General features: G+C 72.6%; 22 protein-coding genes. 7 read left to right on the top strand and 15 right to left on the bottom strand.

Annotated features, from left to right (window positions below; genetic code table 11):
- Window positions 1-5: 5 nt before the first annotated feature.
- A complete protein-coding gene (locus ACFRAL_RS08435) occupies window positions 6-1,256 on the top strand; it encodes a glutamyl-tRNA reductase (RefSeq protein ID WP_378881687.1) in 1,251 nt (416 codons plus the stop codon).
- Between the two features lie 26 nt (window positions 1,257-1,282).
- Here ACFRAL_RS08435 and ACFRAL_RS08430 read toward each other — a convergent pair whose 3' ends face one another.
- The 3 genes from ACFRAL_RS08430 to ACFRAL_RS08420 all read right to left on the bottom strand — a co-directional run bounded on the left by ACFRAL_RS08430 (window position 1,283) and on the right by ACFRAL_RS08420 (window position 5,172).
- Window positions 1,283-3,193 (bottom strand): heavy metal translocating P-type ATPase, encoded by a 1,911-nt coding sequence (locus tag ACFRAL_RS08430; RefSeq protein WP_378881685.1) that lies wholly within the window; start codon window positions 3,191-3,193, stop codon window positions 1,283-1,285.
- Between the two features lie 46 nt (window positions 3,194-3,239).
- Window positions 3,240-4,022, bottom strand: a complete 783-nt coding sequence (locus tag ACFRAL_RS08425; RefSeq protein ID WP_378881682.1) for a ZIP family metal transporter — start codon at window positions 4,020-4,022, stop codon at window positions 3,240-3,242.
- Between the two features lie 64 nt (window positions 4,023-4,086).
- Complete coding sequence (locus tag ACFRAL_RS08420; RefSeq protein ID WP_378881679.1) at window positions 4,087-5,172, bottom strand: Glu/Leu/Phe/Val dehydrogenase dimerization domain-containing protein; 1,086 nt, start codon at window positions 5,170-5,172, stop codon at window positions 4,087-4,089.
- Window positions 5,173-5,396: 224 nt separating this feature from the next.
- Here ACFRAL_RS08420 and ACFRAL_RS08415 point away from each other — a divergent pair, with 224 nt between their 5' ends.
- Both ACFRAL_RS08415 and ACFRAL_RS08410 read left to right on the top strand, forming a co-directional pair.
- A complete protein-coding gene (locus ACFRAL_RS08415; protein ID WP_336396769.1) occupies window positions 5,397-5,873 on the top strand; it encodes a YbaK/EbsC family protein in 477 nt (158 codons plus the stop codon).
- 143 nt (window positions 5,874-6,016) lie between these two features.
- Window positions 6,017-9,169: a M14 family zinc carboxypeptidase gene (locus ACFRAL_RS08410; RefSeq protein WP_378881676.1), complete on the top strand. Its 3,153-nt coding sequence runs from the start codon at window positions 6,017-6,019 to the stop codon at window positions 9,167-9,169.
- A gap of 14 nt (window positions 9,170-9,183) precedes the next feature.
- Here ACFRAL_RS08410 and ACFRAL_RS08405 read toward each other — a convergent pair whose 3' ends face one another.
- From ACFRAL_RS08405 to ACFRAL_RS08390, 4 genes are read right to left on the bottom strand one after another with little or no spacing between them, the layout of a single operon-like run.
- Window positions 9,184-11,133, bottom strand: a complete 1,950-nt coding sequence (locus tag ACFRAL_RS08405) for a glycogen debranching N-terminal domain-containing protein (protein WP_378881673.1) — start codon at window positions 11,131-11,133, stop codon at window positions 9,184-9,186.
- Complete coding sequence (locus tag ACFRAL_RS08400; RefSeq protein ID WP_378881670.1) at window positions 11,130-12,035, bottom strand: carbohydrate ABC transporter permease; 906 nt, start codon at window positions 12,033-12,035, stop codon at window positions 11,130-11,132. The genes ACFRAL_RS08405 and ACFRAL_RS08400 overlap by 4 nt, the downstream gene beginning before the upstream one ends.
- Window positions 12,032-13,237: a carbohydrate ABC transporter permease gene (locus ACFRAL_RS08395; protein ID WP_378881667.1), complete on the bottom strand. Its 1,206-nt coding sequence runs from the start codon at window positions 13,235-13,237 to the stop codon at window positions 12,032-12,034. The genes ACFRAL_RS08400 and ACFRAL_RS08395 overlap by 4 nt, the downstream gene beginning before the upstream one ends.
- Window positions 13,238-13,248: 11 nt before the next feature.
- Window positions 13,249-14,508 (bottom strand): extracellular solute-binding protein, encoded by a 1,260-nt coding sequence (locus ACFRAL_RS08390; RefSeq protein ID WP_378881664.1) that lies wholly within the window; start codon window positions 14,506-14,508, stop codon window positions 13,249-13,251.
- A 191-nt stretch (window positions 14,509-14,699) separates the two neighbouring features.
- Here ACFRAL_RS08390 and ACFRAL_RS08385 point away from each other — a divergent pair, with 191 nt between their 5' ends.
- Window positions 14,700-15,716 carry a LacI family DNA-binding transcriptional regulator gene (locus ACFRAL_RS08385; RefSeq protein WP_378881661.1) on the top strand — a complete coding sequence of 339 codons (1,017 nt, stop codon included), beginning with the start codon at window positions 14,700-14,702 and terminating at the stop codon, window positions 15,714-15,716.
- Here the strand turns inward: ACFRAL_RS08385 and ACFRAL_RS08380 are convergent.
- Window positions 15,711-16,508 carry an IclR family transcriptional regulator gene (locus tag ACFRAL_RS08380; protein ID WP_378881658.1) on the bottom strand — a complete coding sequence of 266 codons (798 nt, stop codon included), beginning with the start codon at window positions 16,506-16,508 and terminating at the stop codon, window positions 15,711-15,713. The genes ACFRAL_RS08385 and ACFRAL_RS08380 overlap by 6 nt on opposite strands.
- Window positions 16,509-16,569: 61 nt before the next feature.
- Between ACFRAL_RS08380 and hutH the strand changes: the two genes are divergently transcribed.
- The 3 genes from hutH to hutI all read left to right on the top strand — a co-directional run bounded on the left by hutH (window position 16,570) and on the right by hutI (window position 21,113).
- Window positions 16,570-18,120 carry a histidine ammonia-lyase gene (gene hutH, locus ACFRAL_RS08375; protein ID WP_378881656.1) on the top strand — a complete coding sequence of 517 codons (1,551 nt, stop codon included), beginning with the start codon at window positions 16,570-16,572 and terminating at the stop codon, window positions 18,118-18,120.
- 95 nt (window positions 18,121-18,215) lie between these two features.
- The gene (gene hutU / locus ACFRAL_RS08370; protein WP_378881653.1) at window positions 18,216-19,907 is read left to right on the top strand and encodes a urocanate hydratase; all 1,692 of its coding nucleotides are present in this window, start codon (window positions 18,216-18,218) and stop codon (window positions 19,905-19,907) included.
- A 33-nt stretch (window positions 19,908-19,940) separates the two neighbouring features.
- Window positions 19,941-21,113, top strand: coding sequence for an imidazolonepropionase (gene hutI, locus ACFRAL_RS08365; RefSeq protein WP_378881651.1), 1,173 nt, complete (start codon window positions 19,941-19,943; stop codon window positions 21,111-21,113).
- 50 nt (window positions 21,114-21,163) lie between these two features.
- Here the strand turns inward: hutI and ACFRAL_RS08360 are convergent, their stop codons facing one another.
- From ACFRAL_RS08360 to ACFRAL_RS08330, 7 genes are all read right to left on the bottom strand, one after another.
- Window positions 21,164-21,634 (bottom strand): histidine phosphatase family protein, encoded by a 471-nt coding sequence (locus ACFRAL_RS08360; RefSeq protein ID WP_336396551.1) that lies wholly within the window; start codon window positions 21,632-21,634, stop codon window positions 21,164-21,166.
- Window positions 21,631-22,518, bottom strand: coding sequence for an agmatinase family protein (locus tag ACFRAL_RS08355; RefSeq protein WP_378881649.1), 888 nt, complete (start codon window positions 22,516-22,518; stop codon window positions 21,631-21,633). The genes ACFRAL_RS08360 and ACFRAL_RS08355 overlap by 4 nt, the downstream gene beginning before the upstream one ends.
- A gap of 81 nt (window positions 22,519-22,599) precedes the next feature.
- Window positions 22,600-22,950 carry a gamma-glutamylcyclotransferase family protein gene (locus tag ACFRAL_RS08350; RefSeq protein ID WP_378881647.1) on the bottom strand — a complete coding sequence of 117 codons (351 nt, stop codon included), beginning with the start codon at window positions 22,948-22,950 and terminating at the stop codon, window positions 22,600-22,602.
- A 97-nt stretch (window positions 22,951-23,047) separates the two neighbouring features.
- A complete protein-coding gene (locus tag ACFRAL_RS08345) occupies window positions 23,048-24,319 on the bottom strand; it encodes a DUF445 domain-containing protein (protein WP_336396548.1) in 1,272 nt (423 codons plus the stop codon).
- 102 nt (window positions 24,320-24,421) lie between these two features.
- A complete protein-coding gene (locus ACFRAL_RS08340) occupies window positions 24,422-25,594 on the bottom strand; it encodes an acyl-CoA dehydrogenase family protein (protein ID WP_378881645.1) in 1,173 nt (390 codons plus the stop codon).
- Between the two features lie 39 nt (window positions 25,595-25,633).
- Complete coding sequence (locus ACFRAL_RS08335) at window positions 25,634-26,389, bottom strand: alpha/beta hydrolase (RefSeq protein ID WP_336396546.1); 756 nt, start codon at window positions 26,387-26,389, stop codon at window positions 25,634-25,636.
- Window positions 26,390-26,432: 43 nt separating this feature from the next.
- Entirely contained in the window at window positions 26,433-26,930 is a 498-nt protein-coding gene (locus tag ACFRAL_RS08330; RefSeq protein WP_336396545.1) for a MarR family transcriptional regulator, read from the bottom strand.
- Between the last annotated feature and the right edge of the window lie 16 nt (window positions 26,931-26,946).

Below are 26,946 nucleotides of genomic sequence, written 5' to 3'. Positions count from 1 at the left end.
GGCTCGTGCTCCTCTGTCTGACCGCGAACCATCGGAACGCGAGCCTCGACGTCCTGGAGCGTCTGTCCGTGGGTGCGCCCACGGCGACCCGGGCGCTCGTGGAGGACGAGTTCTTCGTGTCGGGCGCCGTCGTGCTCGCGACGTGCAACCGGTTCGAGGCGTACCTCGACATCGACGAGCCCCTCACCGGCGGCGAGGCCGTCGCGGTCGAGTCCGTGGTCGAGGCCATGGCCGAGGCATCCGGCGTCTCCGCGGATCTGCTGCGCGCGTCGGTCGCCGTGCATTCCGGGGCGGATGCCGCCGCCCACCTCTTCGCCGTCACCAGCGGCCTCGAATCGGTCGTCGTCGGCGAGGACGAGATCTCCGGGCAGGTGCGCCGCGCCCTCGATGCCGCGCGGGCCGACGGACTCACCAGCGGTGAGCTCGAGCGTCTCTTCCAGAAGGCCACGCACACCAGCCGCGGCGTGCGCAACCGCACGCAGCTGCGCGGCGCGCACCGGTCCCTCGTGCGCCTGGCGCTCGAGCTCGCGTCGAGCCGCGTCCCCGACTGGGGCACCGCCCGCGTCGTGCTCGTCGGCACCGGCCGCTACGCCGCCCGCACCGTCGACGCGCTCCGCGCCCGCGGTGCCGGCGACATCCACGTCTTCTCCCCCTCGGGCCGCGCGGAGGCGTTCGCCGCGCAGCGCGGTCTCATCCCGGTGACGGACTTCGCCGCGGCGGCCGCGCAGGCCGACGTGGTCATCACCTGCACCGCCGACGCGGTCGTGCACGCCGATGCGTTCGTCCCGGGGCACCGGGTGCTCGTGATCGACCTGGGCCTGCCTCGCAACGTCGACCCGGCCGTCGGCGCCGTCCAGGCCGTCGAGCTGCTCGACCTCGAGACCATCCGCCTCCACGCTCCGCTGGAGCAGTTCAACGCGCACGCCGACGCCCGCGCCATCGTCGGCGACGCGGCGACGGAGTTCCACGCCGACCGCGAGGCCGGACCCGCGATCACCGCGCTCCGCCGCGACGTGCTGAAGATCGTCGACGACGAGATCGCCCGCGCCCGCTCGCGCGGCGCCGGCGACGACGTCGAGGCGGCGCTGCGCCACCTCGCCGGCGTGCTGCTGCACCGTCCGTCGGTGCGCATCAAGGAGCTCGCCGTCGAAGGGCGCATCGACGACGCGCGCGCCGCGCTCGAGCTGCTGCACGGCCTCTCGGCCGACGCCCCGGCACCCGTCGCCGACGACGACGGCCTCTGGGCCACGGCCTGAGCAGACGCCCGGCAGAGGGTGCCGATTCAGGCTGCGCGCGCGCCGGGCCCACCGGCGCTCGCGTGTGCGGGAGCTGGCCCGTCGGGGGCCGTGAGCCCGGTCGGCGGACCGGTCAGGGCCCGCAGGGCGTACAGGATCGTCGCCAGGTCGACGACCTCCTGGATGAGCGCGCCCACCACGGCCGGGATCACACCCGTGGTCGCGACCAGCATCAGCCCGATGCTCAGTGCGATGCCGATCCAGATGGCGACGTAGGCGACGCGCAGGGTGTGCCGGCCGATCGATATCGCTTCGGCCACGCCCAGCAGCGAGTCCTTCAGCACGACCGCGTCGGCCGCCTCACCCGCGGCGGTGGCGCCCTTGGCTCCCATCGCGATGCCGATGTCGGAGGCGGCCAGGACCGGGGCGTCGTTCACCCCGTCGCCCACCATGAGGACCGGCCGCGGCCGCATCTCGGCGGCGAGGTGCACCTTCTCGCGGGGGAGGAGCTCGGCGTTGACGTCGGTGATGCCGACGGCGCGGGCGACGGCATCCGCTGTCGTCTTCGTGTCTCCCGTGAGCATGACGATGCGCTCCATACCCTGCTCCCGCAGCCACGCCACGACGGCGGCCGATTCCGGGCGCGGGTCGTCGGCGAGCACCAGCGTTCCCGCGAACCGCCCGTCCACGGCCACATACGCCGCGGCCTCACCGGTGTCGACGTCGCGGCGGACGGTGTCCGGCGCCAAGGAGGCCACGTACGCGGGTTTTCCGACGACCACCGTGCGGCCGTCGATCACGGCCGTCACGCCGTTCGTGGCGACCTCCTGCGCGTCGGCGGCGGGGCGAAGGGGGATGCCGCGGTCCGCGGCCGCGCGCCGGATGCCGGCGGCCAGCACGTGACTGGAGTACTGCTCGGCGGAGGCGGCGAGCGCGAGGAGCTCGTCCTCGTCGAACCCGTCGGCGGCATCGACAGCGACGAGGTCCGGACGCCCTTCGGTGAGGGTGCCCGTCTTGTCGAACGCGGCGGACCGCGCCCGCGCCAGCTGCTCGATGACGCCGCCGCCCTTCACCACGACGCCGGCCTTCGCGGCGCGCGAGAGCCCGCCGAGGAACGCGACCGGCGCCGCGATGAGCAGCGGGCACGGCGTCGCCAGCACCAGCACCTCGGCGAACCGCGTGGGATCGCCCGAGACCGCCCATGCGGTGCCGGCGATCACCAGTGACACGGCGGTGAACGGGACGGCGAAGCGGTCGGCGAGCCGCACCGTCGGCGCGCGCTCGTCCTGCGCCTGCTTCACGAGCTCCACGATCTGCTGGTACTGGCTGTCGGCGCTGCGCCGCAGCGCGCGGACGTGCACGGCGTGCGAGCCGTTGACCGACCCCGACAGCACCTCGTCGCCGACGGCACGGTGCACGGGCAGGCTCTCGCCGGTGAGCGACGACTCGTCGAACGAGGCCTCGCCCGAGAGCAGCGTGCCGTCGACCGGGACGATCTCGGAGGGGCGGATCAGGAGGATGTCGCCGATGCGCACGTCGTCGGCATCCGTGTCCTGCGCCTCGTCGCTGCCCGACCCCGGATGGACCAGCACGTGCGCGATCCGCGGGGAGCGGTCCAGGAGGGCGGTGAGCTCCCGCCTCGCGCGACGGCCGGCGTAGTCCTCCAGCGCCTCGCCGCCCGAGAGCATCAGGACGATCACGAGCGAGGCGACGTACTCGCCGACGGCGAGCGTCGCGATCATCGCGACGACGGCGAGGATGTCGAGCCCGACGTGGCCGCGGAGCACGTCCCGGATCATGCCGAGGAGCGTCCAGGCGATGACGCCGCCCACGTATACGATCGCCAGCCACTTCGCCGCGTCGGTGCTGCCGGCCGCGCCGAGCGACAGCACGGCGATCAGCACCGCCAGCGTGAGCCACACCAGCGGGTAGCGCGCGAGCCGGCGCAGGAGTCTCATGGCACCCACTCTGGCATCGACGCGCACCCCGCCGCCGCCCCGGCTTTCAGCCCGCCAGCTCGTGCAGCAGGAACGCGGCGAGGAAGCCGATCGTCGCCCACAGGCCGGTGAGCGCGTGCTGCTCGTCGAACGCCTCGGGGATCATGGTGTTGCACACCATCGCGAGCAGGCCTCCGGCGGCGATGGTGGTGATCAGTGCGATGAGGTTCGGTGTGGCGGATTGGAACGCGACGTAGCCGAGCACCGCCGCCACGACCGTGATGAGCGCGATGCCGCCCCACAGCAGGGCGACGAAGCGGCCGCTGCTGCCGCCTCGCTTGAGCGCCGCTGTGGAGCCCAGTCCCTCGGGGAAGTTGCTGATCGCGATCGCCGCGACGATCGGGATGCTGATTCCGCCCTGCAGCACCGACAGGCCCATGACGAGGGACTCGGGGATGCCGTCGATGAGGGCGCCGACCGCGATGACCAGCCCTGCACCGCCGGCGATGCGGGTGCCTGCACGTCGGGCGGCGATGTTCGCCGGGGTCCCGTCCCGCGTGGGCGTCGGGGCCTGCGCCGGTCTGCTCCGTCGCGACAGCAGCTGGTCGGCGACGATGTAGAGGACCGCGCCGCCCAGGAAGCCGACCGTCGTCGGGAGGAGGCCGCCGTCCTCGGCGGCCTCCTCGACGAGCTCGAAGGCGAGCGTCGAGATCAGCACGCCCGCGCCGACCGCCATGATGCCCGCGACGACCCGCTGCGGGATGTCGACGTACCAGGCGACCGTCGCGCCGACCAGGAGCGTGCCGCCGCCGATCAGGCCGCTCAGCGCCGCGAGCCACAGCCCTTCCATGGCGCCAACCTAGCCGTGGCGGCCGTCCGCGGCGGCGGGACGCGCGGACGGGCCGGCCCCCGGATCAGTGCGCGAGCACGGGCTGGCGCCCGCCGGAGGCCAGGCGCTCGGCGGCGAGCCCCTCTGCGGCCTCGAGTGGCGTCACCCCGCGTGCCTCGGCCTCGTCGAAGATGCGCCGCACCGTGTCGCCGATGCGGGCGACACGGTCCATGATCTCGGCGCGCGTGCCGAGCTTCTTCGCCTCGAGGTCGAGGTAGATGACGCCGCCGGCGTTGACGACGAAGTCTGGTGCGTACAGGATGCCGCGGGCGGCGAGCCGGTCGGCGCCGCTGTGGTCGGCGAGCGGGTTGTTCGCCGGCCCGCACACGGCCTTCGCGTCCAAGGCGTCGATGACCTCGTCGGTGAGGAGGCCGCCGATCCCGGCCGGCACGAAGACGTCCGCGGGGATGAGGTGCTCCTCGCCGGGCAGCGCCCAGCGGGCGTCGATCTCGGCGGCGAGGTCGCGCTTGGCAGGGTTGACGTCCGTCACGGTGAGGTGCGCGCCCTCGGCGGACAGCCGCACGGCGAGGCGGCTGCCGACCTGACCGAGTCCGGAGATGGTGATGCGGCGCCCTGCGACGTCGGCCGAGCCGGCGATGCGCTCGAGTGTCGCGCGGATGGACTCGTACACGCCGAGGCTCGTGGGGCCGGCCGGCTCGCCTGAGCCGCCGACGGCGTCGGGGAGGCCGACGACGTGCTCGGTGCGCTCGCTCACGACCAGCATGTCGTCGGTCGTCGAGCCCACGTCCTCCGCCGTGCGGTACAGGCCGTGCAGCGACTCCACCGCGTCGCCGAGATCGAGGAACGCCGCGCGCCTGCGATCGGCGTCGAGCGTGAGGCCGGGGGGCAGCGCGATGACGGACTTGCCGCCGCCGGCGTCGAGGCCGGCCGCGGCGTTCTTGAGCGTCATGGCCGCCGACAGCCGCAGTGCGTCGCCGAGCGCGTCGCTCCAGTGCGGGTACGACCACAGCCGCGCGCCGCCCAGCGCGGAGCCGAGCGCCGAGGAGTGCAGCGCCACGGCGATGAACAGGCCGCTTCGCCGGCCGGTGATCACCTCCACCCGTTCGTGCGTGAAGTCAGGCAGGGGCAGGGAGGGCAGAGAGTGCGTCATCGCGATACTTCCTTCGGCGGGCCTCGTGGGCAGTGCGCTGCGGATGCCGCGGCGTTGCGGCATCCGTTCTCATTGCACACCGATCCTGCGGATTGTTCAACCGTCTCGGCGGCGATTGCGCACAATGCCCGGTGCGCGCGGGGCTTCTCGCGCAGTGGGGCGCAGAGTGCGCGGCCGCGGTGCCCCTTGCGCGTGCGCGTTCGCCCTAGGCTGATGCGGTGACCATCCCCGACTCCCTTCCCGCCCGCAGTCGGCTCGTGCACGACGCGCTGCGCGCGGCCGGCATCGCCGGTGACATCGTGGTGCTTCCGGATGCCGCGTCCACCGCGGCCCTCGCCGCGGCGGCTCTCGGTGTCGAGGTCGGCGCGATCGCCAACAGCCTGGTCTTCTGGAGCGACGACGAGCCGCTCCTGGTCATGACGAGCGGTGCGCACCGTGTCGACACGACGCTGCTGGCCGAGCGCCTGGGTCGCGGGAGGATCCGGCGCGCCACCCCGGAGCAGGTGCGCGAGGCGACCGGTCAGGCGATCGGCGGCGTCGCACCGACAGGGCACCCGGCACCGCTCGCCACCGTCGTCGACGAGGACCTTGCGGGTTATCCCGAGATCTGGGCGGCGGGCGGCACGCCGCACACCGTGTTCCCCCTCACCTTCGACGAGCTCGTGCGCCTCACCGGCGGCACGGTCGCCAAGGTCGACTGAGCAGCCGAACGCCGGGCACCCGCGCGCCGTCCCCTTGACGCGTCATCGCGCGAGGGGTAGAAGTTGACCGTCCGCGTCGCGCCGAGCGCCGGGGGACACCCGCCGCGACCCGGTCACCGCACACGCGTGACAAGGGGAAGCTCATGATCCGCACGCTCGCCGCGGCCGCCGCCGCAGCCCTCGTCCTCACCGGTCTCACGGTGAGCCCCGCCTTCGCCGGTCCCGAGCCGCCGCCGACGGACGACGCCCTCGCCGTCTACACCGGCTCGGTGGATGCCGACGGCCTGGCGGTGATCGTCGGCCTCGGCGTGGATCGGCACGAGGTCGTGACCACCGCGGGCGACGCACCCGGCGAGATGGGGGTGCAGGTCATCCTCAGCCCCGACCAGGCAGCGGCGCTCGCGGAGGAAGGGACGGCTCTCGAGCCGAAGCGGCCGACCGCAGGCCTGCGCTCCCTGGCCGCGGGGGACGGCGTGTTCCGCATGTACGGCGGCCCGGGGGGCTTGCTCGAGGAGCTCCAGGACGTCGCGGCGCAGCATCCGAAGATCGCGGACTTCCGGGTCATCGGCCAGTCCACGCAGGGGCAGGACATCGGTGCCGTGCGGATCACCAAGGCTGCCGGCAGCCGGAACGACGGCGCACGGCCGACGACGATCTATGTCGGGGCGCAGCACGCCCGCGAGTGGATCACCCCCGAGATGGTGCGGCGGCTGCTCGACCACATCGTCACCTCGTACGGGGAGGACCCGCGGATCACCGACCTCGTGGACACCACGGAGCTCTGGTTCGTGCCCGTGGCGAACCCCGACGGCTACGACTTCACCTTCGAGCCCGGCCGGCGCCTGTGGCGGAAGAACCTGAAAGACAACAACGGCGACGGCGCCATCACGCCCGGCGACGGCGTCGATCTCAACCGCAACTTCCCGACGCGCTGGGGCTACGACAACGAGGGGTCCTCGCCGTCACCGGGCTCCGAGACCTACCGCGGCCCGTCGCCGGCCTCCGAGCCCGAGACGCAGGCGCTCGACGGGCTCTTCGCCGAGCTCACGCCGGAGTTCCTCGTCAACTACCACTCGGCGGCGGAGCTGCTGCTCCACGGCATCGGCTGGCAGGTGGCCACGCCATCTCCCGACGACGTCGTCTACGAGGCGATGGTCGGAGACGACGCCGACCCGGCGGTGCCCGGCTACGACCCCGACCTCTCGGCGGAGCTCTACACCACCAACGGCGACACCGACTCGCACGCGCAGGAGGCGTACGGCGTGCTCGGCTTCACACCGGAGATGGCTACGTGCGAGTCGGCCTCGGACTCGGTTCCCGACGACGAATGGGAGGCGGAGGACTGCGCGAGCGGGTTCCACTTCCCCGACGACGAGGAGCTCATCCAGGCCGAGTTCGAGAAGAACATCCCGTTCGCGCTGGCGGTCGCCGAGTCGGCGAAGGACCCGGACGACCCCGTCTCGGTGGTCGGACGCGACGCCGAGGACTTCCGCGTCGACACGTTCTCGGTCTCGTACGGCGACCCGCAGACGGTCGCGGTGTGGGCCAAGCGCGACCTCCGCAAGATGGAGATGAACTACCGGATCGACGGCGGGCCGGCGGTCTCGGTCCCGGTCGAGGAGTGGCGCGGCGGCGAGCGCTACGGCGACGAGAACACCGACTACTACGCGGAGTACCGCGGCAGCGTCACCGGCGCCGGGCCGGGCGACAGCGTGGAGGTGTGGTTCTCTGCCAGACCCGCGGCGGGCGACACCAGGGGTCGGGGTGCGAACGAGCGCGTGGAGAGCACGCACTTCACGTACGACGTGGTGCAGGACAGTTCCAGCGCGGTGCTGGTCATCGCCAACGAGGACTACTCCGGCGCCCGCAACGCCGGCGAGCCGCGACAGGAGGACGGGCCGAAGTACGCCGACGCGCACGTGGCCGCGCTCGAGGCCAACGGCGTCGCCGCCGACGTGTGGGACGTCGACGTCGACGGCGTGCCGCACGACCTCGGCGTGCTCAGCCACTACGACGCCGTGCTGTGGTACCTCGGCGACAACCGGCTGACGCAGGACGAGGAGGACCTCCTCACCGAGACCTACCTGTTCGGCGAGGTCACCGACCTCTCGGTCGCCGAGCGTCAGCAGTACCTGACGATCGCGGTGCGGGACTTCCTCAACGAGGGCGGGAAGCTCGCGCTCGCCGGCGAGACGGTCGGGTACTACGGCCAGCTCGGCGCCGCGCTGGGCGGCATCTACTACGGCCTGGACGGTGCGCCGGATGAGGACTGCGTCGTGACGTCGGACTTCTTCGCGGACTGCCTGCTTCTGGCCGACGACTTCACGCAGTACTGGCTCGGCGCCTACGACCGCACGCCGGTCGCCGCCGACGGGATCACCGGCATCGCCGAACCGCTGACAGACCTGGAAGCCCTGTTCGGCGGACCGGCCGTCGCGGACAACCCGATCGACGAGGCGGGCCTGCTCACGGCGACGAGCGACGTGCTCCCGGTCGAGCAGTTCCCGCAGTTCGAGAGCTGGGCGGCGGCCGAGTACGTGGCGCCCTCGGGCCCGTTCATCCCGGTCGGAGGCGAGTGGGCGATGTTCGCGTCGCACATCGACGACGGCTATCAGCGGCTGGGGCGCACCTACACGGTGCCGTCGCTCGGAGCGGGCGAGACGGCGACCTTCGACGCGAAGATGTCGTACTCCACGGAGCTCGGCTACGACCACGTCATCGTCGAGGCCCGTGTCGTCGGCGGCGACCATTGGACCACGCTCGCGGACGAGAACGGCGCCACCTCGACGGAGGTGCCCGCCGAGTGCGAGGCGGGCTTCTTCCTGGCCATCCACCCGCAGCTGGCGGAGTACATCACGCAGGGCGACCCGTGCCTGCCGACGACCGCCACGGGGGAGTGGAACTCGTTCACGGGCAACTCGGGCGGGTGGATCCCGGTGTCGTTCGACCTCTCGGCGTATGCCGGCCAAGAGGTCGAGATCGTCGTCAGCTATGTCACCGACCCGTTCACCGGCGAGACCGGGCTGATGCTCGACGACACGGCCCTCGTGGTCGGCGGCGTCGCGACCGAGGTCGAGGGCTTCGAGACCGGCACCGGCGCATGGCAGGTGCTCGGGGCACCGGAGTCGAGCCCGGGCAACGCGGCGGAGTTCTTCCGGTACGACGCCGAGGGACCGTTCCACAGCGCGACGGCGACGCCCGACACGCTCCTGTTCGGCTTCGGCCTGGAGCAGCTGAAGTCCGACCAGGCGCGGGAGGAGGTGGTGGCGAGGATCCTGGCGCACTTCGCCGGGTAGCCGGGCCGTGGGGCTCAGCCGCGGAGGACCTCGCGGCACGTGACCGCCGCGGCGGCCGACCACGCCTGGGGGCGACAGGCGGCCGGGTACGGCGTGGGCCGTGACGTGTCGACGGAGGCGTCACCGGCGTGCAGCTCGGGCACGCGATAGCCGAACCCCTCGGCCGCGGCCAAGAGACCGTCGACCACCCGGCGGGCGGGCTCCCGGAGTCCTGCGCGGGCCATGCCGTGCGCGCAGATGGCGCTGTCGTGGGTCCAGACGCTGCCGCCGTGGTACGACAGCGGCCAATAGCCGGCCGCCCCGGTCGACATGGTGCGGATGCCGAAGCCGCTGGCCATCGCGGGCGACACGAGCAGCTCCGCGACGTGCTCCTCCTCCTGGGGGTCGAGCAGGCCCGTCCCGAGGAGGTGCCCGATGTTGCTCGTCAGCGTGTCGACCGGGCGCTTCTCGCGGTCCAGCGCGATCGCGGGATAGCGCCCCTCCGGCGTCTCCACCCAGAAAGCGGCGGCGAACCGCTCGCGCAGCCGCGCCGCCCATGCGCGCAGCTCGTCCGGCGCCGGCGCGTCGGGCGAGGCATCCCGCCCCTCATCGCCGAAGGCGTCGAGGAGATCGGCGCCCGACATCACCGCCTCGTACGCGTACGCCTGCACCTCGCAGAGCGCGATCGGGCCCTCCGCGAGGCGGCCGTCGCGCCACTGGATCGAATCGCCGGAGTCCTTCCATCCCTGGTTGGCGAGCCCTCGGCCCGTGCGGTCGACGTAGTCGAGGAATCCGTCGCCGTCGCTGTCGCCGTGGTCGAGGATCCACCGGAGAGCCCGCACGAGCGCGGGGAGGAGGTCGCGGACCTCGGCGTCGGGCATCCCGGCGCGCCAGGCGTCGGCGAGCACGCACACCCACAGCGGCGTCGAGTCGACGCTCCCGTAGTACAGCGGCGGCAGCACGATGCCTTCGCCCGGCATCTCGAGCGTCGTCGCGCGAAGCTCGTGGAGGATCTTGCCCGGCTCCTGCGCCGTGTCGGGATCGTCCTTGCTCCCCTGCAGCCTCGCGAGGACGCGGAGAGTGGATGCCGCGATCCCCGCGTCGACGGGGAGCACGAGGCGGGCCGCCCACAGGGCGTCGCGTCCGAACAGCGTGAAGAACCAGGGGGCACCGGCGGCGAAGAAGTCGTCGTCGGGGTGCTCCGGGAGGCTCAGGCGCAGCGCGTCCAGGTCGCCGAGCGCCGTCTCGAGCCACCGTGCGAGCCGCGGCTCGCGGACGGCGACCTCGGCGGCGAGCTCGCCGGCGTCCCACGGTGCGGGCGAGGGCGCCTCGCGGACGACGAGCGCGTCGTCCTCCAGTTCGAGCGACCACGTCACCTCGGCACGACCGCCGGGCGGCACCTCCACCGGCCAGCTCGCGGCGACCTCACCGCCGTCGACGGCGACGGCTGCTCCCGGGGCGTGGACGGAGAGCCGCTGCCCGGCGGTCGAGGCCGCGGTGGCGGCATCCGTCGACGGGCTCCCGATGTCGGCGACGCGCGGGGCGGGGATGCCGGCCTTCACGTCGTGCAGCGGGGCGAAGTCCGGCGTGAGCCGGAGAGTGAGGGTCGTCCTCAGGGGCGTCGGGAGCCGGGACGCGACGGTGATCGTCTCGGTGACGCGACCGGATGAGACCCGGCGATCGCGGGCGATCCGCACCTTCGGATCCGGGGTGGGATCGTCCAGGCCTCGGAGGAGCCCTCCGAACACGAGCCGGTCGGGCCCGTCCGGCGCGGCGGAGATCCACTCCACGGGCGAGTCCTCGCACGACAGGGAGAGCGCCCGCACGTGGCGCACGTCGCCGTGGTAGAGCCCGTGGATCGGCGCGACGCCCAGATCGCCGTGAGGACCCGACCACGTCTGCGTCGGGGCGCGGAAGACGATCGTCGCGTCGTCGAGCAACGGCTGCAGGGGAGTAGGGGGCGTGGTGCCCGGGACGTGACTCATTCCTTGACGGCTCCTTGGCTGGCGTTCATGATCCTCCGCTGGAAGATGAAGAAGAGCACCGCGACCGGGATCGTCATGATCAGTGCGGCCGCCAGTTTGAGCGGATACTGCGTGCCCTGGCTCAGCTGGCCCGACGCGAGCCCGGCGACGCCCTTGGTGAGGGTCGTCAATTCGGGCGACTGCGTCGAGACGATGAAGTGCGACAGCTCGTTCCACGAGCCCTGGAACGACAGGATGACGATCGTGATCAGCGCGGGCCGGGCCATCGGGAGGACGACGGACCAGAAGATGCGGAAGGTGCCCGCCCCGTCGATACGCGCCTGCTCCTCGACCGACACCGGGATCGACTCGAAGAAGTTCTTCATGATGAACACGCCCGCGGCGTCGACGAGCAGCGGCAGGATCATGCCCGCGTACGAGTCGTAGATGCCCAGCTGGTTGATGACGAGGAACCGGGGGATCAGCAGCACGACGCTCGGAACGGCCATGACGGCGATGACGGCCGCGAACACGATCCCCCGACCGCGGAAGTCGAGTCGGGCCAGGGCGTAGCCCGCGAGCGAGACGAAGAACACCCGCAGGATCGTGACGGTGATGGTCACGATCGCCGAATTGCCGAACCACACCGGGAAGTCGCTGCGCAGGAAGAGACGCTCGTACGCCGCGGTCGACCAGACCTGGGGGATGAGCGACACGGGGTTGGCGGCCGCCTCGGCGTCCGTCTTGAACGACGTCGACAGCTGCACCAGGAACGGATAGATGTAGACGAGCGCGATGGCGATGAGCACGGTGTACAGCAGGATCTGCCAACCCACGCCGGAGGTGCGACGTCGCTGCGGGGTTCGTGGTCGGGGCACTGCGGGCGCCGCGGTCTGCGGCCGGCCGACGGTCGTCTCGGTCATCGCTCGGCTCCGTTCGTGCGGTCGGGGTCGCCGGCGTCGGACGCGCGGGCCCGGTCGGGCGGACTGGGGACCTGGTTGGCGGCGACTGTGGCGGGAGTCGCCGTCGACGGACGCGTGGGCAGCTCGTACTGGCGGGCGCGCCGGCGGGAGACCGGACGCTCGCGCAGCACCCAGCGCTGCAGCATCGTGAACACCACGATGATCGCGAAGAGGATGAACGCGATCGCCGCGCCCTGACCCCAGTTCTGGTCGAGGAAGCTCGCGTCGTACGACAGATAGGCCGGGGTCAGGGTGGTCTTCGCCGGTGCACCGCGGGTGCCCGTGTAGATCTGGTCGAACACCTGCCAGCAGCCGATGAGCCCGAGGGTCAGTACGGTGAACAGCGCAGGACGCAGCTGCGGGAGTGTGACCTGCCAGAAGCGCTGCCAGGCGTTCGCCCCGTCCACCATCGCCGCTTCCTGGATCTCCGGGCCGATGTTCTGCAGTGCGGCGAGGAAGAGCAGCATGAACGTGCCGCTCGTGGTGAAGATGGCCATGAGGATGAAGGCCGACATCGCCACCGAGGGCCCGGCCATCCAATTCCACCAGGAGACGGCGATGAACCCGTTCTCGGTCAGCACCGTCGGACCCTCCCGGACGCCGAGGCCGGACAGCAGCACGTGGAAGATGCCTCGTGGATCGGCGAACCAGTTGGGTCCGTCGATGCCCACGACGGCGAGCACGGCGTTGACCACGCCGCGCGGGTTGAACAGGAACAGCCACAGCACCGTGATCGCCACACTCGCGGTCACCGACGGGAAGTAGAAAGCCGTGCGGAAGAACCCGCGACCGCGGAGCACCGCCCCGTTCACGAGCAGGGCGAGGAACAGCGACAGGGCCGTCTGCAGCGGCACGACGAGGAGCACATACCACGCGTTGTTGCGCATGGCGGTGCCGAAGTCGCGCGCGGTCAGGCCCTCGCCGGTCGCGACGCTGGCGTAGTTCTGAAGGCCGACGAAGCTCACGTTGCCCGAGAACGGGCTTCCGCGCCCGCTCCAGTCGGAGACGCTGACCCACAGCGCCATGAGCACCGGGACGAGCAGGAAGACGCCGAGGATGACGATGACGGGCAGGGTGAAGACCCAGCCCGCCAGCGTCTCGCCGCGACGGATCCCCGATCGGGAGCCCCGTGCACGGCGAGACGCTGAAGCGGTGGCGGTCATCGCAGTCGCCCTCAGCCGACGATCGCCTCGAAGTTCGACTGGACCGTGTCGAGGATCTCCTGCGGATCGCCGTCCTTCAGTCCCTGGAGCGCGGAGTTGAAGTCGGTGATGACGTCGGCGGACCCGTCGTACGTCGGGAAGCCCTGCGCGTAGTCGGCGCCCGCGAGGAAGGCCGCGAGCTCCGGGTTGTCGCTGGTCCATTGGTCCGCAGCGGACTCCGCCGAAGGCATCGGCCCGAACGCCTCCGAGAACGCGAGCTGCTGCTCCGCGCTCGTCATGAACTCCACGAGGTCGAGCGCCGCCTCCTGGTTCGGGCTGTCGGCCGCCATGCCCCAGCAGTTCGTGAACTGCAGGGTGCCCTTTCCGGCGGGTCCCTCCGGCAGCTCCGCGACGATGTACTCCACGTCGGGGAAGTCGTTCGTCATGGCACCGGTGATCCAGTTGCCCTCGATCGTCATCGCGCTCAGCTGCTTTCCGAATGCCTCACCGCCCCAGCCGGCGCCGAGATCCTGCGCGTACGCGAACGAGCCCGCCGCCATCTGCTCCTGCACGTAGGTGAGGGCGTCGACGTTCTCCTGGCTGTTGGCGATGACTTCGCCGTCCTCGATGAGGCCGCCGCCGGCCTGCGCCATGAACGTCCCGATGCGCTGCCACTCCCAGCCGAATCCGAGCCCCACGACGCCGTCCTTCGTGAGCGTCTGGGCGACCGTCGCCAGCTCGTCCCATGTCGTCGGGATGTCGTCCTCGGTCAGGCCCGCCGCATCCCACAGTCCTTTGTTGATGATGAGGGCGAGCGTCGAGAAGTCCTTCGGAGCGCAGTAGAACTGGTCGTCGTACGTGAAGTTCTCGATGAGCGACGGGTAGAAGTCGTCCTTGTTCTCCAGCAGGTCGCCGTACGCGATGAGCGAGCCGTTGTCGGCGTAGCCCGCGAGGAACTCGGGGGCCAGGTAGAACAGGTCCGGCGGGTCTCCCGCCGCGAAGCCCTGCGAGAGCTCCTGCGCCTGATCGGTGGCGACCTTCACCTCGACGTCGATGCCCGACTGCTCCGACCAGGCCGCGGCCGCCTCCGTCACCGCGTCGGTCTCGGCGTCACCGCTCGATCCGAACAGGATGGTGAGGCTTTCGTCGGAACTGGTGAGCTCGCCGTCGGCGGCGCCGCCGCCGGTGTCGCCGGAGTCGTCGAATCCGGAACCGCAGCCCGCAAGGGCCAGTGCCCCGGTGACGAGGAGCGCCCCGGCCCCGAGGGCGGCGCGCGCGATGTGCCGTGTCATGTCTCTCTCCTTTGATGAGTCAGGCGCGACGGCCGGCGAGGAGTCGACTCCGTGTGGGGTCGTTCTAATTTGAACGATCAAAGTCTGCCGTCGAGGGTCACGGTAGAACGGCTCTCCCGCGACTGTCAACCCGTTTGACGGAGCCGTAGGATAACGATTTGAACGCTCAAGTCGGGTGCCCGGGAGGTGCGATGGCGAAGTCGCCGACGGTCGAGGACGTCGCTCGAGCGGCCGGGGTGTCGCGGCAGACCGTGTCTAATGTCCTGAACACGCCGGAGATCGTGCGGGAGGCGACGCGGGAGCGCGTCCGTGCCGCGATCACCCGATTGGGCTACGCGCCGTCGATGGCCGCTCGACGGCTTCGCACCCAGCGCAGTGCGACGATCGGCATTCACCTCGACCCGTATGCGGGTGGTATCTCGGGCATCGTGCTCGACCGGTTCATCCACGCCCTCACCGAGCGGGCCACTCCGCGCGGGCTTCGCATCCTCGTGTACGCGGCCGACGACGCCGAGGAGGAGCTGAGGCGCGTGCGCCAGCTCCGCGAAGGGGGAGAGATCGACCGCATCGTGCTGACCGGCACCTACGCGGGCGATCCCCGCGCCGACTGGCTCGCCGAGCACGGCATCCCGTTCGTCGCCTTCGGCCGTCCGTGGGGCGAGCCCGGCGAGGGCGCCGCGATGGGGAACCCCGAGCGGCCCTGGGTCGACGTCGACGGTGCCACGGGAACCCGTGCCGCCACCGTGCACGCGCTGACCCACGGTCCGCGGGTGGCGTTCCTCGGGTGGCCGAGCGGGTCGGGGACCGGCGATGACCGCGAGCGCGGCTGGCGCGAGGCGATGGGCCGCGGCGAAGATCTTCAGGCCCTCCGATGGACGGCGGTGGACACGGTGTCGGCGGCGCGCGCGGTGGCGGAGCAGGGGCTGGCCGCCGGCGCCGTCGACGCCATCGTGTGCGCGAGCGACACCCTCGCCGTCGGTGCACACCTCGCAGCATCGCACGGCGGGCACCCCGACATGCTGGTGGTCGGATTCGACAACACCCCGGTCGCCGAGGCGCTCGAGCTCTCGAGCGTCGAGCAGCGGCCCGAGCGAGTGGCCGACGCCGTGCTCGACCTGCTGGTCGCCGACACCGAGACGCACGACGGCGCCTGGCACCGCCTCATCGAGCCCGAGCTGATCGTGCGGCAACGCGAGGACGCGTCATAGCGGCGCGGGCCTCGTGCCCCGGATGCGGCGCTCGAGCTCCCGGGCCGCGGGGGCCAGCAGTGCTGCGACGGCGGCCGGGTCCCGCTCGCCGTCGGCCGGGTAGGTCACCGCGATCGCCGCGATCGGCCAGCCGACGTGGTCGAGGACGGCGACCCCGACCGAGGCGAGCCCGAGGGTCACCTCGCCGTCCTCGAAGGCCCAGCCCCGCGACCGCACCTCTCTCAGCAGCTCCCGCAGCTCGCCGGGCCGGCCCGGACCCCGACCCGTGCGGTCCGAGAAGGACGCGGCGTCCGGGAACAGGGCGCGCACCTGCTCCCGGGGAAGCGCCGCCAGCATCGCGCGCCCGGTCGCCGTCAGGTGCGCGGGCAGGCGCACGCCGACGTCGGTGACGAGCGCCGGCCGTCGGGACGCCCGCTCCTCGACGATGTAGAGCACGTCCCGCCCGTGCATCACCGCGAGGTGGGCGCTCTCGCCGGCTCGATCCACGAGGTCGGCCAGGACGGGACGGCCCAGGCGCGCGAGCGGCTGCTGCCGGGAGTACCCGCCGGCGAGCTCGAACGCGGCGATCCCGAGTCCCCAGCGCTGCTCCTCCGGGAGATGCACGACGAACTGATGCTCGTGCAGCGTCGCGAGCAGGTGGTACACGCTCGACCGGGGGATCCCGAGCCCCGTGGCGACCGTGCGTGCGGGCACCGGTCCGCGCTGACGTGCGAGGAACGACAGGATCCGCAGGGTCTGATCCGCCGCCGGCACCTGCGGACGGCCGGGCGGGAGAGCGGGGATGTCTGCCATGACAGACACAGGATGCCACGGCCCGCCGTGCCGGGGAACACCCGGGGTGTGCAATCGAACCATGACCGTTACGACCGAGCAGCTGGTCACCGTCGGCGCCGCACCGCTGACCCGGGAGCACGTCGCCGCGGTGGCGCGGCACGACGCCCGCGTGGAGATCGATCCCGGAGCGCTGGAGCGCGTCGCGGCGACCAGGGCTCTCGTCGAGGGCCTCGCCGACGACCCCGAGCCGCACTACGGCATCTCCACCGGATTCGGTGCGCTGGCGACGACCTTCATCGCCCCCGAGCGGCGGATGCAGCTGCAGGCCAGCCTCATCCGCTCCCACGCCGCGGGCACCGGGCCCGAGGTCGAGCGCGAGGTCGTCCGCGCGCTGATGCTGCTGCGGCTGCAGACCCTCGCGACCGGCCGGACCGGCGTCCGGCCGGTGGTCGTCGAGACGTATGCCGCCATGCTCAACGCCGGCATCACGCCGATCGTGCGCGAATACGGATCCCTCGGGTGCTCCGGCGATCTCGCGCCGCTGTCGCACGTCGCCCTCGCCGCGATGGGCGAGGGACGCGTGCGCACCGCCGACGGGACGGCGGCCGACGCCGCCGAGGCGCTCGCGGCGGCATCCATCGCCCCGCTCGTCCTGCGCGAGAAGGAGGGCCTTGCGCTCATCAACGGCACCGACGGCATGCTCGGGATGCTGCTGCTCGCCCTCCACGACCTCTCGGTCCTGCTCGACACGGCCGACGTCGCCGCTGCCATGTCGGTGGAGTCGCAGCTCGGGACGGACGCGGTCTTCGCGGCCGACCTGCAGGCGCTGCGCCCGCAGGCAGGCCAAGCGGTGTCGGCGGCGAACCTGCGTGCGGTGCTGACCGGCTCGCCGATCGTCGCATCGCACCGCGACCCGGCCGTCTGCACGCGCGTGCAGGACGCCTACTCGCTGCGCTGCTCGCCGCAGGTGCACGGCGCCGCCCGCGACACGGCCGACCACGCGCAGCTGATCGCCGCGCGCGAGCTCTCGGCCGCAGTGGACAACCCGGTGATCACCGACGACGGCCGCGTCGAGTCCAACGGCAACTTCCACGGCGCGCCGGTGGCGTACGTGCTGGACTTCCTGGCGATCGCCGTCGCGGATGTCGCGTCCATCGCCGAGCGGCGCATCGATCGGGCGCTGGACCCGGCCCGCAGCAACGGCCTGCCCCCGTTCCTCGCGCATGAGGTGGGCGTGGACTCCGGGCTCATGATCGCGCAGTACGCCGCGGCGGGCATCGTCTCGGAGCTCAAGCGGCTCGCGGTGCCGGCATCCGTCGACTCGATCCCGTCGTCGGCGATGCAGGAGGATCACGTCTCGATGGGCTGGGCGGCCGGCCGGAAGCTCCGCCGCGCGATCGACGGGCTGTCGCGGGTCCTGGCGGTGGAGGTGCTCACGGCGTCCCGGGCTCTCGATCTGCGGGCGCCCCTGGAGCCCGCGGCGGCGACCGCCGCCGTGCGAGACGTGGTGCGCACCGTCGTCGGCGGCCCGGGACCCGACCGGTTCCTCTCGCCCGACATCGAGGCCGTGACCGATCTCGTCGCGTCGGGGGCGGTCGCGACGGCGGCGTTCGCGCACGCGGCCCGCTGATCCCGACCGATGGCCGCGCCAGCATGTCTGTCATGCCAGACAGGCCGCCGGAGCAGGGTGTTGTCCGGAGCGCGGCCGGTGTGTGGAATCGACTCATGACCACGATCGACACGCACGCGGCCACCGCGCACCCGCCAGTGCGCGCACCCCGCGGTGCGGAGCGCACCGCGAAGAGCTGGGGCGCGGAAGCCGCCAAGCGCATGCTCATGAACAACCTCGACCCGGAGGTCGCCGAGCACCCCGAGGATCTCGTGGTGTACGGCGGAACCGGCCGTGCGGCGCGCTCGTGGGAGGCCTTTGACGCGATCGTGCGCACGCTCGACGAGCTGGAGCCCGACGAGACGCTGCTCGTGCAGTCGGGCAAGCCCGTCGGCGTCTTCCGGACGCACGAATGGGCGCCCCGCGTCCTGATCGCGAACTCGAACCTCGTCGGCGACTGGGCGACGTGGCCCGAGTTCCGCCGCCTCGAGGCGCTCGGGCTCACGATGTACGGACAGATGACCGCCGGCTCGTGGATCTACATCGGCACGCAGGGCATCCTGCAGGGCACCTACGAGACGTTCGCCGCGGTGGCGCGGTCCATGGGCCGTGACGACCTGTCGGGCACGCTGACCCTCACCGGCGGCGCGGGCGGCATGGGCGGCGCGCAGCCGCTCGCCGTGACGCTCAACGGGGGAGCGGTGCTCATCGTCGACGTGGACGAGTCGCGGCTGGCCCGGCGCGTCGAGCACGGCTACCTCGACGAGTACACGACCGATCTCGACGCGGCCGTCGCCCGCGTGGTGGCCGCCAAGGAGGCGGGCCGCGCGCTGTCGGTCGGAGTGGTCGGCAACGCCGCCGAGGTCTTCGGCGACATGCTGCTCCGCCACCGCGCCGGCGAGGTCGCCGTCGACATCGTCACCGACCAGACGAGCGCCCACGACCCGCTGGCCTACCTGCCGGTCGGCATCGCATTCGAGGACTGGAAGGCCGAGGCATCCCGCGATCCCGAGGGCTTCACCGCCCGCGCCCGCGGCAGCATGGCCAAGCACGTCGCGGCGATGGTGGGATTCCAGGATGCCGGCGCCGAGGTCTTCGACTACGGCAACTCGATCCGCGCCGAGGCGCAGCTGGGCGGCTTCGACCGCGCCTTCGCGTTCCCCGGCTTCGTGCCTGCCTACATCAGGCCGCAGTTCGCCGAGGGTCGCGGTCCTTTCCGCTGGGTCGCGCTCTCGGGCGACCCGGAGGACATCCGCAAGACCGACCGCGCGGTGGCGGAGCTGTTCCCCGACAACGCCGGCCTCGTCCGCTGGCTCGAGAAGGCCGGGGACGCGGTGCACTTCGAGGGGCTGCCCGCGCGCATCTGCTGGCTGGGATACCAGGAGCGCCACCTCGCCGGGCTGAGGTTCAACGAGATGGTGGCGTCGGGTGAGCTGTCGGGCCCGATCGTGATCGGCCGGGACCACCTCGACGCGGGCTCCGTCGCCTCCCCGTACCGCGAGACGGAGGCGATGGCCGACGGCTCCGACGCGATCGCCGACTGGCCCCTGCTGAACGCGCTGCTCAACACGGCCAGCGGCGCGGCGTGGGTGTCGATCCACCACGGCGGCGGCGTCGGCATCGGTCGCAGCATCCATGCCGGCCAGGTCACGGTCGCCGACGGCACGGCGCTCGCCGCCGAGAAGCTCGAGCGCGTGCTCACCAACGATCCCGGCACCGGGGTCATGCGCCACGTCGACGCGGGGTACGACCGCGCCAAGGAGGTCGCCCGTGAGCGTGGCCTGAAGGTGCCGATGCTCGATGCGTGAGCCTGCCGGCGAGCAGGAGGACGGACGGATGCCGTGACCACGATGCTGCTCACGAACATCGGCGAGCTGACGACGAACGTCGAGCGGGACGGGGATCCGTGCGGCACGCTGCACGACTCCGCACTGCTGATCGAGGGGGACCGCGTCGCGTGGGTCGGCCCGGGCGCGGAGGCCCCGAGCGCCGGGGATGCCGAGGTGATCGACGCCGGCGGCCGAGCGCTCATCCCGGGGTTCGTCGACAGCCACACGCATCTGGTGTTCGCCGGGGACCGCGCGGACGAGTTCGAGGCGCGGATGACGGGCACGCCGTATGCGGCGGGCGGCATACGGCGCACGGTCGCCGCGACCCGCGCCGCCGGTGACGAGGTGCTCCGCGCGCGACTGCGCGCGTTCGTGGCCGAGCTGCACGCCCAGGGCACGACGACGTTCGAGGTCAAGACGGGGTACGGGCTCACGGTCGCCGACGAGGAGCGCCTCGCCCGGCTCGCGGCCGAGGTGACGCCGGAGGTCACGTTCCTCGGCGCCCACGTGGTGCCGGCCGAGTACGCCGAGCGGCCCGACGACTACGTCGAGCTGGTGTGCGGCGAGATGCTGCGGGCGTGCGCCCCGCACAGCCGCTGGATCGACGTCTTCTGCGAGCGCGGCGCGTTCACGCCGGACCAGTCGCGTCGGATCCTCGCCGCGGGGGTGGCCCAGGGGCTCGCCCCCCGGGTGCACGGCAACCAGCTCGGCCCCGGCGAGGGCGTGCGCATCGCGGTGGCGGCGGGCGCGGCATCCGTCGACCACTGCACCTACCTCGACGACGCCGACGTGGCGGCACTGGCCGGCTCCCGGACCGTGGCCACGCTCCTGCCGGGGGTGGAGTTCTCGACCCGCCAGCCGTACCCCGATGCGCGCCGCCTGATCGACGCCGGCGTCACCGTCGCCCTCGCCAGCGACTGCAACCCCGGCTCGAGCTTCACCAGCTCGATGCCGCTCATGATCGCGCTCGCGGTGCGCGAGATGGGGATGACACCCGCCGAGGCGCTGTGGGCGGCGACGGCGGGCGGGGCACGAGCGCTCCGGCGCGACGACGTCGGCGCGCTCGCACCCGGCATGCGCGCCGATCTGGTGATGCTCGACGCGCCGACGCGCGTGCACCTGGCCTATCGGCCCGGCGTCCCGCTCGTCCACACCGCATGGGTGGGCGGCCGGACCGTCGCGTGACGGGCCGGAGTCGCTCGGGCAGGGCCGGGCGGCTCCGGTCGCCGACGATCTCAGCGGGGCGTGTCGAAGGTCCACTCGTCGGGGTCGAGCGACGACGCGACGTCCCAATCGTCCGCGTACCACGTGAAGGTCGCCACGGCGCAGGTGGGCATGTGGCCGATGGCGTCGCCGGACAGGCGTCCGGCCAGCACGCTCATCCCGGGGTCGTGCGCCACGACGAGCACCGACCTGCCGCGGCTGCCGGCCGCCGTCGCCAGCAGCACGCCGGCCGGGGCTCCGTAGAGCTCGGGATCGAGCGAGACGCGGACGTCCAGCGCCTCGGCGAACGCGCGCGCCGTGCTGCGGGCGCGCACCGCGGTGCTGGACAGGATGATGTCGGGCCGGAATCCGGACTCCGCGAGCCCGCGGGCCATGCGCGGGGCATCCCTCCGGCCGCGGTCGTTCAGCGGGCGGTCGTGATCGTCCAGCTCCGGGTCGCCCCAGTCGGATTTCGCGTGCCGCACCAGCGCCAGACGGATCATGGCCCGACCGCCTTCCCCGCGAGGAGCTCCAGGACGCACAGCGCCGCCAGCCGCACGGTGCGACCGTCGGGGGCGTCTGCCGTCGCGTCGACCTCGGCGATGTCGGCGCTGTGCACGCGGGCGTCCGCGGCGACGGCGCGCACGAGGGTGCGCAGCTCCCAGGCGGCGAGCCCGCCGGGGACCGAGGCCGGGCACCCCGGTGCCACCGACCGGTCGCACACGTCCACGTCGATGTCGAGGTGGACCGGCCCACCGCCCGCGCCGGCGACCCGGAGCGCCTCCGAGACGACGTCGGCCGTGCCGCGGCGGCGGAGGTCGTCCATCGTGACGACGGTGATGCCGAGGTCGGCGGCGCGCCGCGCGTAGGCGACCGAGTTCGCGAAGTCGGCGATCCCGAGCTGCACGACGCGGCGCGGGTCGAGGCCGTCCTCGACGAGCCGGCGCACCGGCGAGCCGTTCGAGACGCCGTCGCGGAGGTCGAAGTGCGCGTCGATCGTGATGAGTCCCGCGGCATCCGCGCCCTGCGCCACCGCGTAGGTGATCGAGTTGTCGCCCCCGAGCGCGATCACGAGGTCGGCGCGCTCCCGCAGGGCGGCCACCGCCAGCCGGACGGATGCCTCGCCGGCCTGCCCGTCGGGCTCGTCGATGTCGCCGACGTCCGCGATGCGCAGGCGGTCGTCCAGGTCGACCGGCGGCGGTCCGAGCAGGGTGGGGCTGTAGCGGCGCAGCGCCTCCCGGATCGCGGCGGGGGTCGCATGCGCGCCGGTGGGGGACAGCGACGTGCGGAAGGCCGGGACGCCGAGGAGCGCGGCATCCCAGTCGCCCTCGTCGATCGGCGGCCACGCACCCGCGCGCGGCCACAGGACGTCATGCGGAAGCGTCACGCTCCGACGCTACCGGGCGGTCGGGCGCGGGCGCAGCCCCCGCACGCATCGCGGGAACCGCCGCCGATCCGCCGGCTCCGGTCAGATGCCGACGTAGACCCAGGCGGACCGGCCGCTGGCCAGCACGACCGAGATCCTCCGGTACAGCGCCACCTCGTACTCGTCGGCCGCGTCGATCTCGTCGTCGGTGACGCGCAGCACCCGCCCCACGACCTTGTCGAGGGGATTGCCGGTCTCGCGCACGATCGGGTGCACCGTCAGACCCGACAGGTCCACGACCCGCGGGTCCGCGATCTCGGCGTAGTCGACCGTGTAGCCCGGCAGCGCGTCGTCGTCGCCGTCGAGCAGCCTGCCGAACGTGTCGAGCTGCACGTCGGGATGCCGCAGGGTGCCGTAGGTGAAGAGGAGCTGGCTGGGCAGGTCGTCGGACACGCCTCCATCCAACCCGTTGCGCAGCCGTCACGGCGGATCTGTCATCGAGTGTTTACACGGCGGATCCGCCGACGCCCGGCGCGGCCGTGGCGGCGCCTCAGCCCAGCAGCGCGTGCGCGATCGAGAAGATCGCGAGCCCGGCGAGCGATCCCACGATGGTTCCGTTGAGCCGGATGTACTGCAGGTCGCGGCCCACCATGAGCTCGATCTTCTCGGTGGTCTCGGCGGGGTCCCACCGCTCGACCGTGTCGGTGATGATCGAGGCGATGTCATGGCGGTACCGGTCGACGAGGAACACGGCGGCGTCGGTCACCCACACGTCGACGCGGCGCTGGAGCGTGGCATCCGTCGTCAGTCGCACGCCGATCTCGCCGAGCGCCTCCGCCGCCCGGCGACGCAGCCCGCTGTCGGCGTCGGCGAGGGAGTCCAGCAGCCCCGCCTTCGCCGTGGTCCACGCCTCGGAGGCGAGCTCGCGCACGCGCGGGCTGTCGAACACCGCGAGCTTGGCGTCTTCGAAGCGCCCGATCGTCGCGGGGTCGTGCTGCAGGTTCTCGGCGAGCCGCGCGAGGTAGCCGTCGATGGCGACGCGCGCGGGATGCTGCGGGTCGGCGCGGACGGCCGCTGTCAGCTTCACCGCCTCGTTGTACACCGTGTCGTCGACGAACCGGTGCGCGACCGACGGCACCCACGACGGAAGGCGGCGCGAGACGAGCCCGCCGAAGGCGGCGCGATTGGCCGCCAGCCACGCCGCGACCGTGTCCGCGGCGAGGTCGACCGCCGCGTGATGGCCGCCCGCCTCGATGATCCGGCCGAGCCACCCGCCCAGCGGAGGCCCCCACTCGGGCGCGATGAGGTGTTCGCGGGCCAGCTCCTCGAGCAGGTCGCCGACGTCCTCGTCGCTGAGCGCGCGCACCACGCTGGCGGCCATGACGGATGCCTCTGCCGCCACGCGCTCGGCATGCGCGGGCTCGCTCAGCCACTCGCCGAGGCGCGCCGAGATCGCCGTCTGCTCGAGCTTGGCGCGCACCACGTCGGCGCGCAGGAACTCCGTCTCGACGAACTCGCCGAGCGTCTGGCCGATCTCGTCCTTGCGGCTGGGGATGATCGCGGTGTGCGGGATGGGGATCCCGAGGGGATGGCGGAACAGGGCGGTGACAGCGAACCAGTCGGCCAGCGCCCCGACCATGCCGCCCTCGGCGGCGGCCCGGACGTAGGCGAGCGCGGGCACGTCCTGCTGGAACGCGAAGGAGAATGCGAACAGCACCGCCATGAAGACCAGCGCGCCGAGGGCGACGCCCTTCATGGTGCGCAGGCCGCGCCGCCGCTCCTGGTCGGCGGGGCTCAGCAGATGGGTCGGGGTCCTCGCCATGGGGTCATCCTCGCACGCGCCCGGTGACGCGAGCGCGATACGCGTCGGTGGTTGCGGCAGCGTCCCCGACGAGGTACACGGCGGCCGACCGGCTGCTCTCGCTCAGTCCTCGGTCGGGCCCAGCCACGCCGTCGCGACGGCCGAGTGCGCGGACTCGGGGTCGGACGGATGGAAGAGCCCGGCGAGCACATCGCGGTACAGCCGGCTGAGCTCGTGGCCCGCGAAGTACGACGAGCCGCCCGCCACGAGCACGGCGTCGTCGACGATCGCCTTCGCGGACGTCACCGCGCGGTGCTTGACGCCGGCCAGCAGCGAGAACCAGCGCGGTCCGTGGTCGACGAGCGTGTCGACGTCGCGAGCGAGCGACTCGAGCTGCGGCGGCAGGGCGTCGTAGGCCAGTGCCATGTCGGCGATGCGCCGGCGGATGTCGGGGTCCTGACTGTACGGCTTGCCGGTGCGCTTCGAGGTGCGCCGGTTCGCGGCGTCGACCGCGAGGTCCAGCGCACGGCGGGCGATGCCGGTGTACACCGAGGCCAGCAGCAGCTCGAACACGCTGAAGATGCCGAAGACGAGCGGATCCGCGTTCGGCCCCGGGGGCAGCGTGCGCACCACCCGGTCGGCCGGGGCCACCGCGTCGCGGAGCACCGTCGTGCGCGACTGCGTGCCCCGCATGCCCAGCGTGTCCCAGTCGTCGCGCACCACCACCCGGCCGGTCTGCACCTCCGAGCGGGGCACGAATGCGTACACCATCTGCGGCGCGTTCTCCGTCGAGGTGTCCAGGCCGTGCAGGCCAAGCTGCGTCCACACGGGTGCGAGCGAGGTGAAGATCTTCGTGCCGGTGAACGCGTAGCCGCCGTCGGGGAGGGGTGCGGCATCCGTCGCGCTGCCGAACAGCACGAGGTCGTTCCCGGCCTCGCTGATCCCGAACGCGAACACCTCGCCGGCCACCGCTCCCTCCTGCACGAAGCGCAGGGCGTCCACGCCGCGGTCGGCGAGCACCTTCGCCACGCCGGTCCAGACGAGGTGCATGTTCACCGCGAGTGCCGTCGCGGGCGCCGCCCCGGCGAGGCGCTGCTGGAGGACGGATGCCTCGCCCAGGCCGAGTCCCGCCCCGCCGAGCTCGCGGGGGACGAGGATCGACAGGTACCCGGCGTCCTTCAGGTCGGCGAGATCGTCGTGGGGGAAGGTGTTCTCACGGTCGTGCACCGCAGCGCGCGAGCGGATGCGCTCGAGCAGATCGTCGTCGAGGATGTCGCGGGGATCGAAGGGGGCCATCCCGTCATTCTTCCGCGAGGATGCGCGTCCGCGGGCGCGTCAGCCGATCACGGCCCGCAGCGCCGCCATCGTCGCCTCCGGCAGGTCCCGATGGGGTGAGTGGCCGGCGCCCGCCACCACCGAGACCGTGAAGTGCCGGTTCGCCGCGACCGCCGCCTCGGCGGGCTTGCCGCGGAAGATCGAGTACACACGGGGGTCCGAGGCGATGACGTGGGTCGGCACCTCGATGCGCAGAGCCGCCTCGGTCACATCCCAGCGCGTGTTCTGCGCGCTGGTCTGCTCCACCGCCCACCGGCTCGCCTGCTGCGCCGACAGCGCCTTCAGCTCGATGTCCTGCGGGTGCCAGTCGGGGTGCTCCGCGCGCACGGCGGCCTGGGACGGGTCGTCGAAGGCGCGGGTCTGGCTGTCGCGGACGATGCCGCGGTCGCGATCGGTCAGTGCGATCGCCGGGTCGATGAGCACCAGCTGCCGCGTCCAGCCGGGGTCGGACGCGGCGGCGAGCACGGCCGCCGCGCCGCCGAGCGAGTGACCGATGACGAGATCCCATGGGCGGTCGCCGGCGCGGGCGACGACGACGTCGGCCGCGTAGGCGGGGAGCGTGTAGTCGAGGACGCGCGGCGCCGATCCGTGACCGCGCAGGTCGACGGCATCGGCCCGCCATCCCGCGTCGGCGAGGGCGACGCCGTAGCGCCACATCAGCGCGCCGTTCGAGCCGAGGCCGTGGATGAGGAGGGCGCGGCGCTCGGCCGCGTGGTGACCCCACGAGAGGCGGGGCAGCGTCACGGGAGTGGGCATGCGCCCAGCCTAGGAGCGCGGGCGCACGGCGGACGAGCCGAACTCAGCGAACCTGCTCGAGCGCGTCGGCGATCTTGCCGAGGACGGTCGCCGCGCATTCGGACTCGTCGTCGGGGAGGTCGTCGATGACCTTCACGATGGCCGAGTGGTGGGCGGCGAACACCTCGTCCACCCGCTGCACGCCGTCGGGCGTCGGGACCAGGAAGTGGGCCCGCCGGTCGCGCGGGTGCTGGACGCGCGTGACGAAGCCGCGTCCCACGAGGCGTTCCACCACGTTCGTCACTGTGGCGCTGGACGTGTCGAGCATCGTGATGAGGTCCTTGGGGCCGAGATCGCGGTGGTCGCGCACACCCTGGACCAGCAGGCGCAGTGCTGTGAGGTCCAGGCTCGAGAGGCCGGAGGCCCGCAGCGCCCGGTCGGACTGGCGGCGCTCGGCGGCGCGCAGCTGCAGGATCGCCGCGCTCAGTCGCTGACCGGCAGCGGAGCGCGGCTGCGCGGCGTAGAGATGCTCGCTCTCGTGGCGGATCACATTCTGCGGCATGGGGCCTCCCCGGTGC

It is taken from the genome of Microbacterium sp. NPDC056736 (genome assembly GCF_042790415.1).
Taxonomy (GTDB): Bacteria; Actinomycetota; Actinomycetes; order Actinomycetales; family Microbacteriaceae; genus Microbacterium.
The sequence above is the reverse complement of the archived record's forward strand: the minus strand, read 5'-3'. Positions and strand labels throughout refer to the sequence as shown.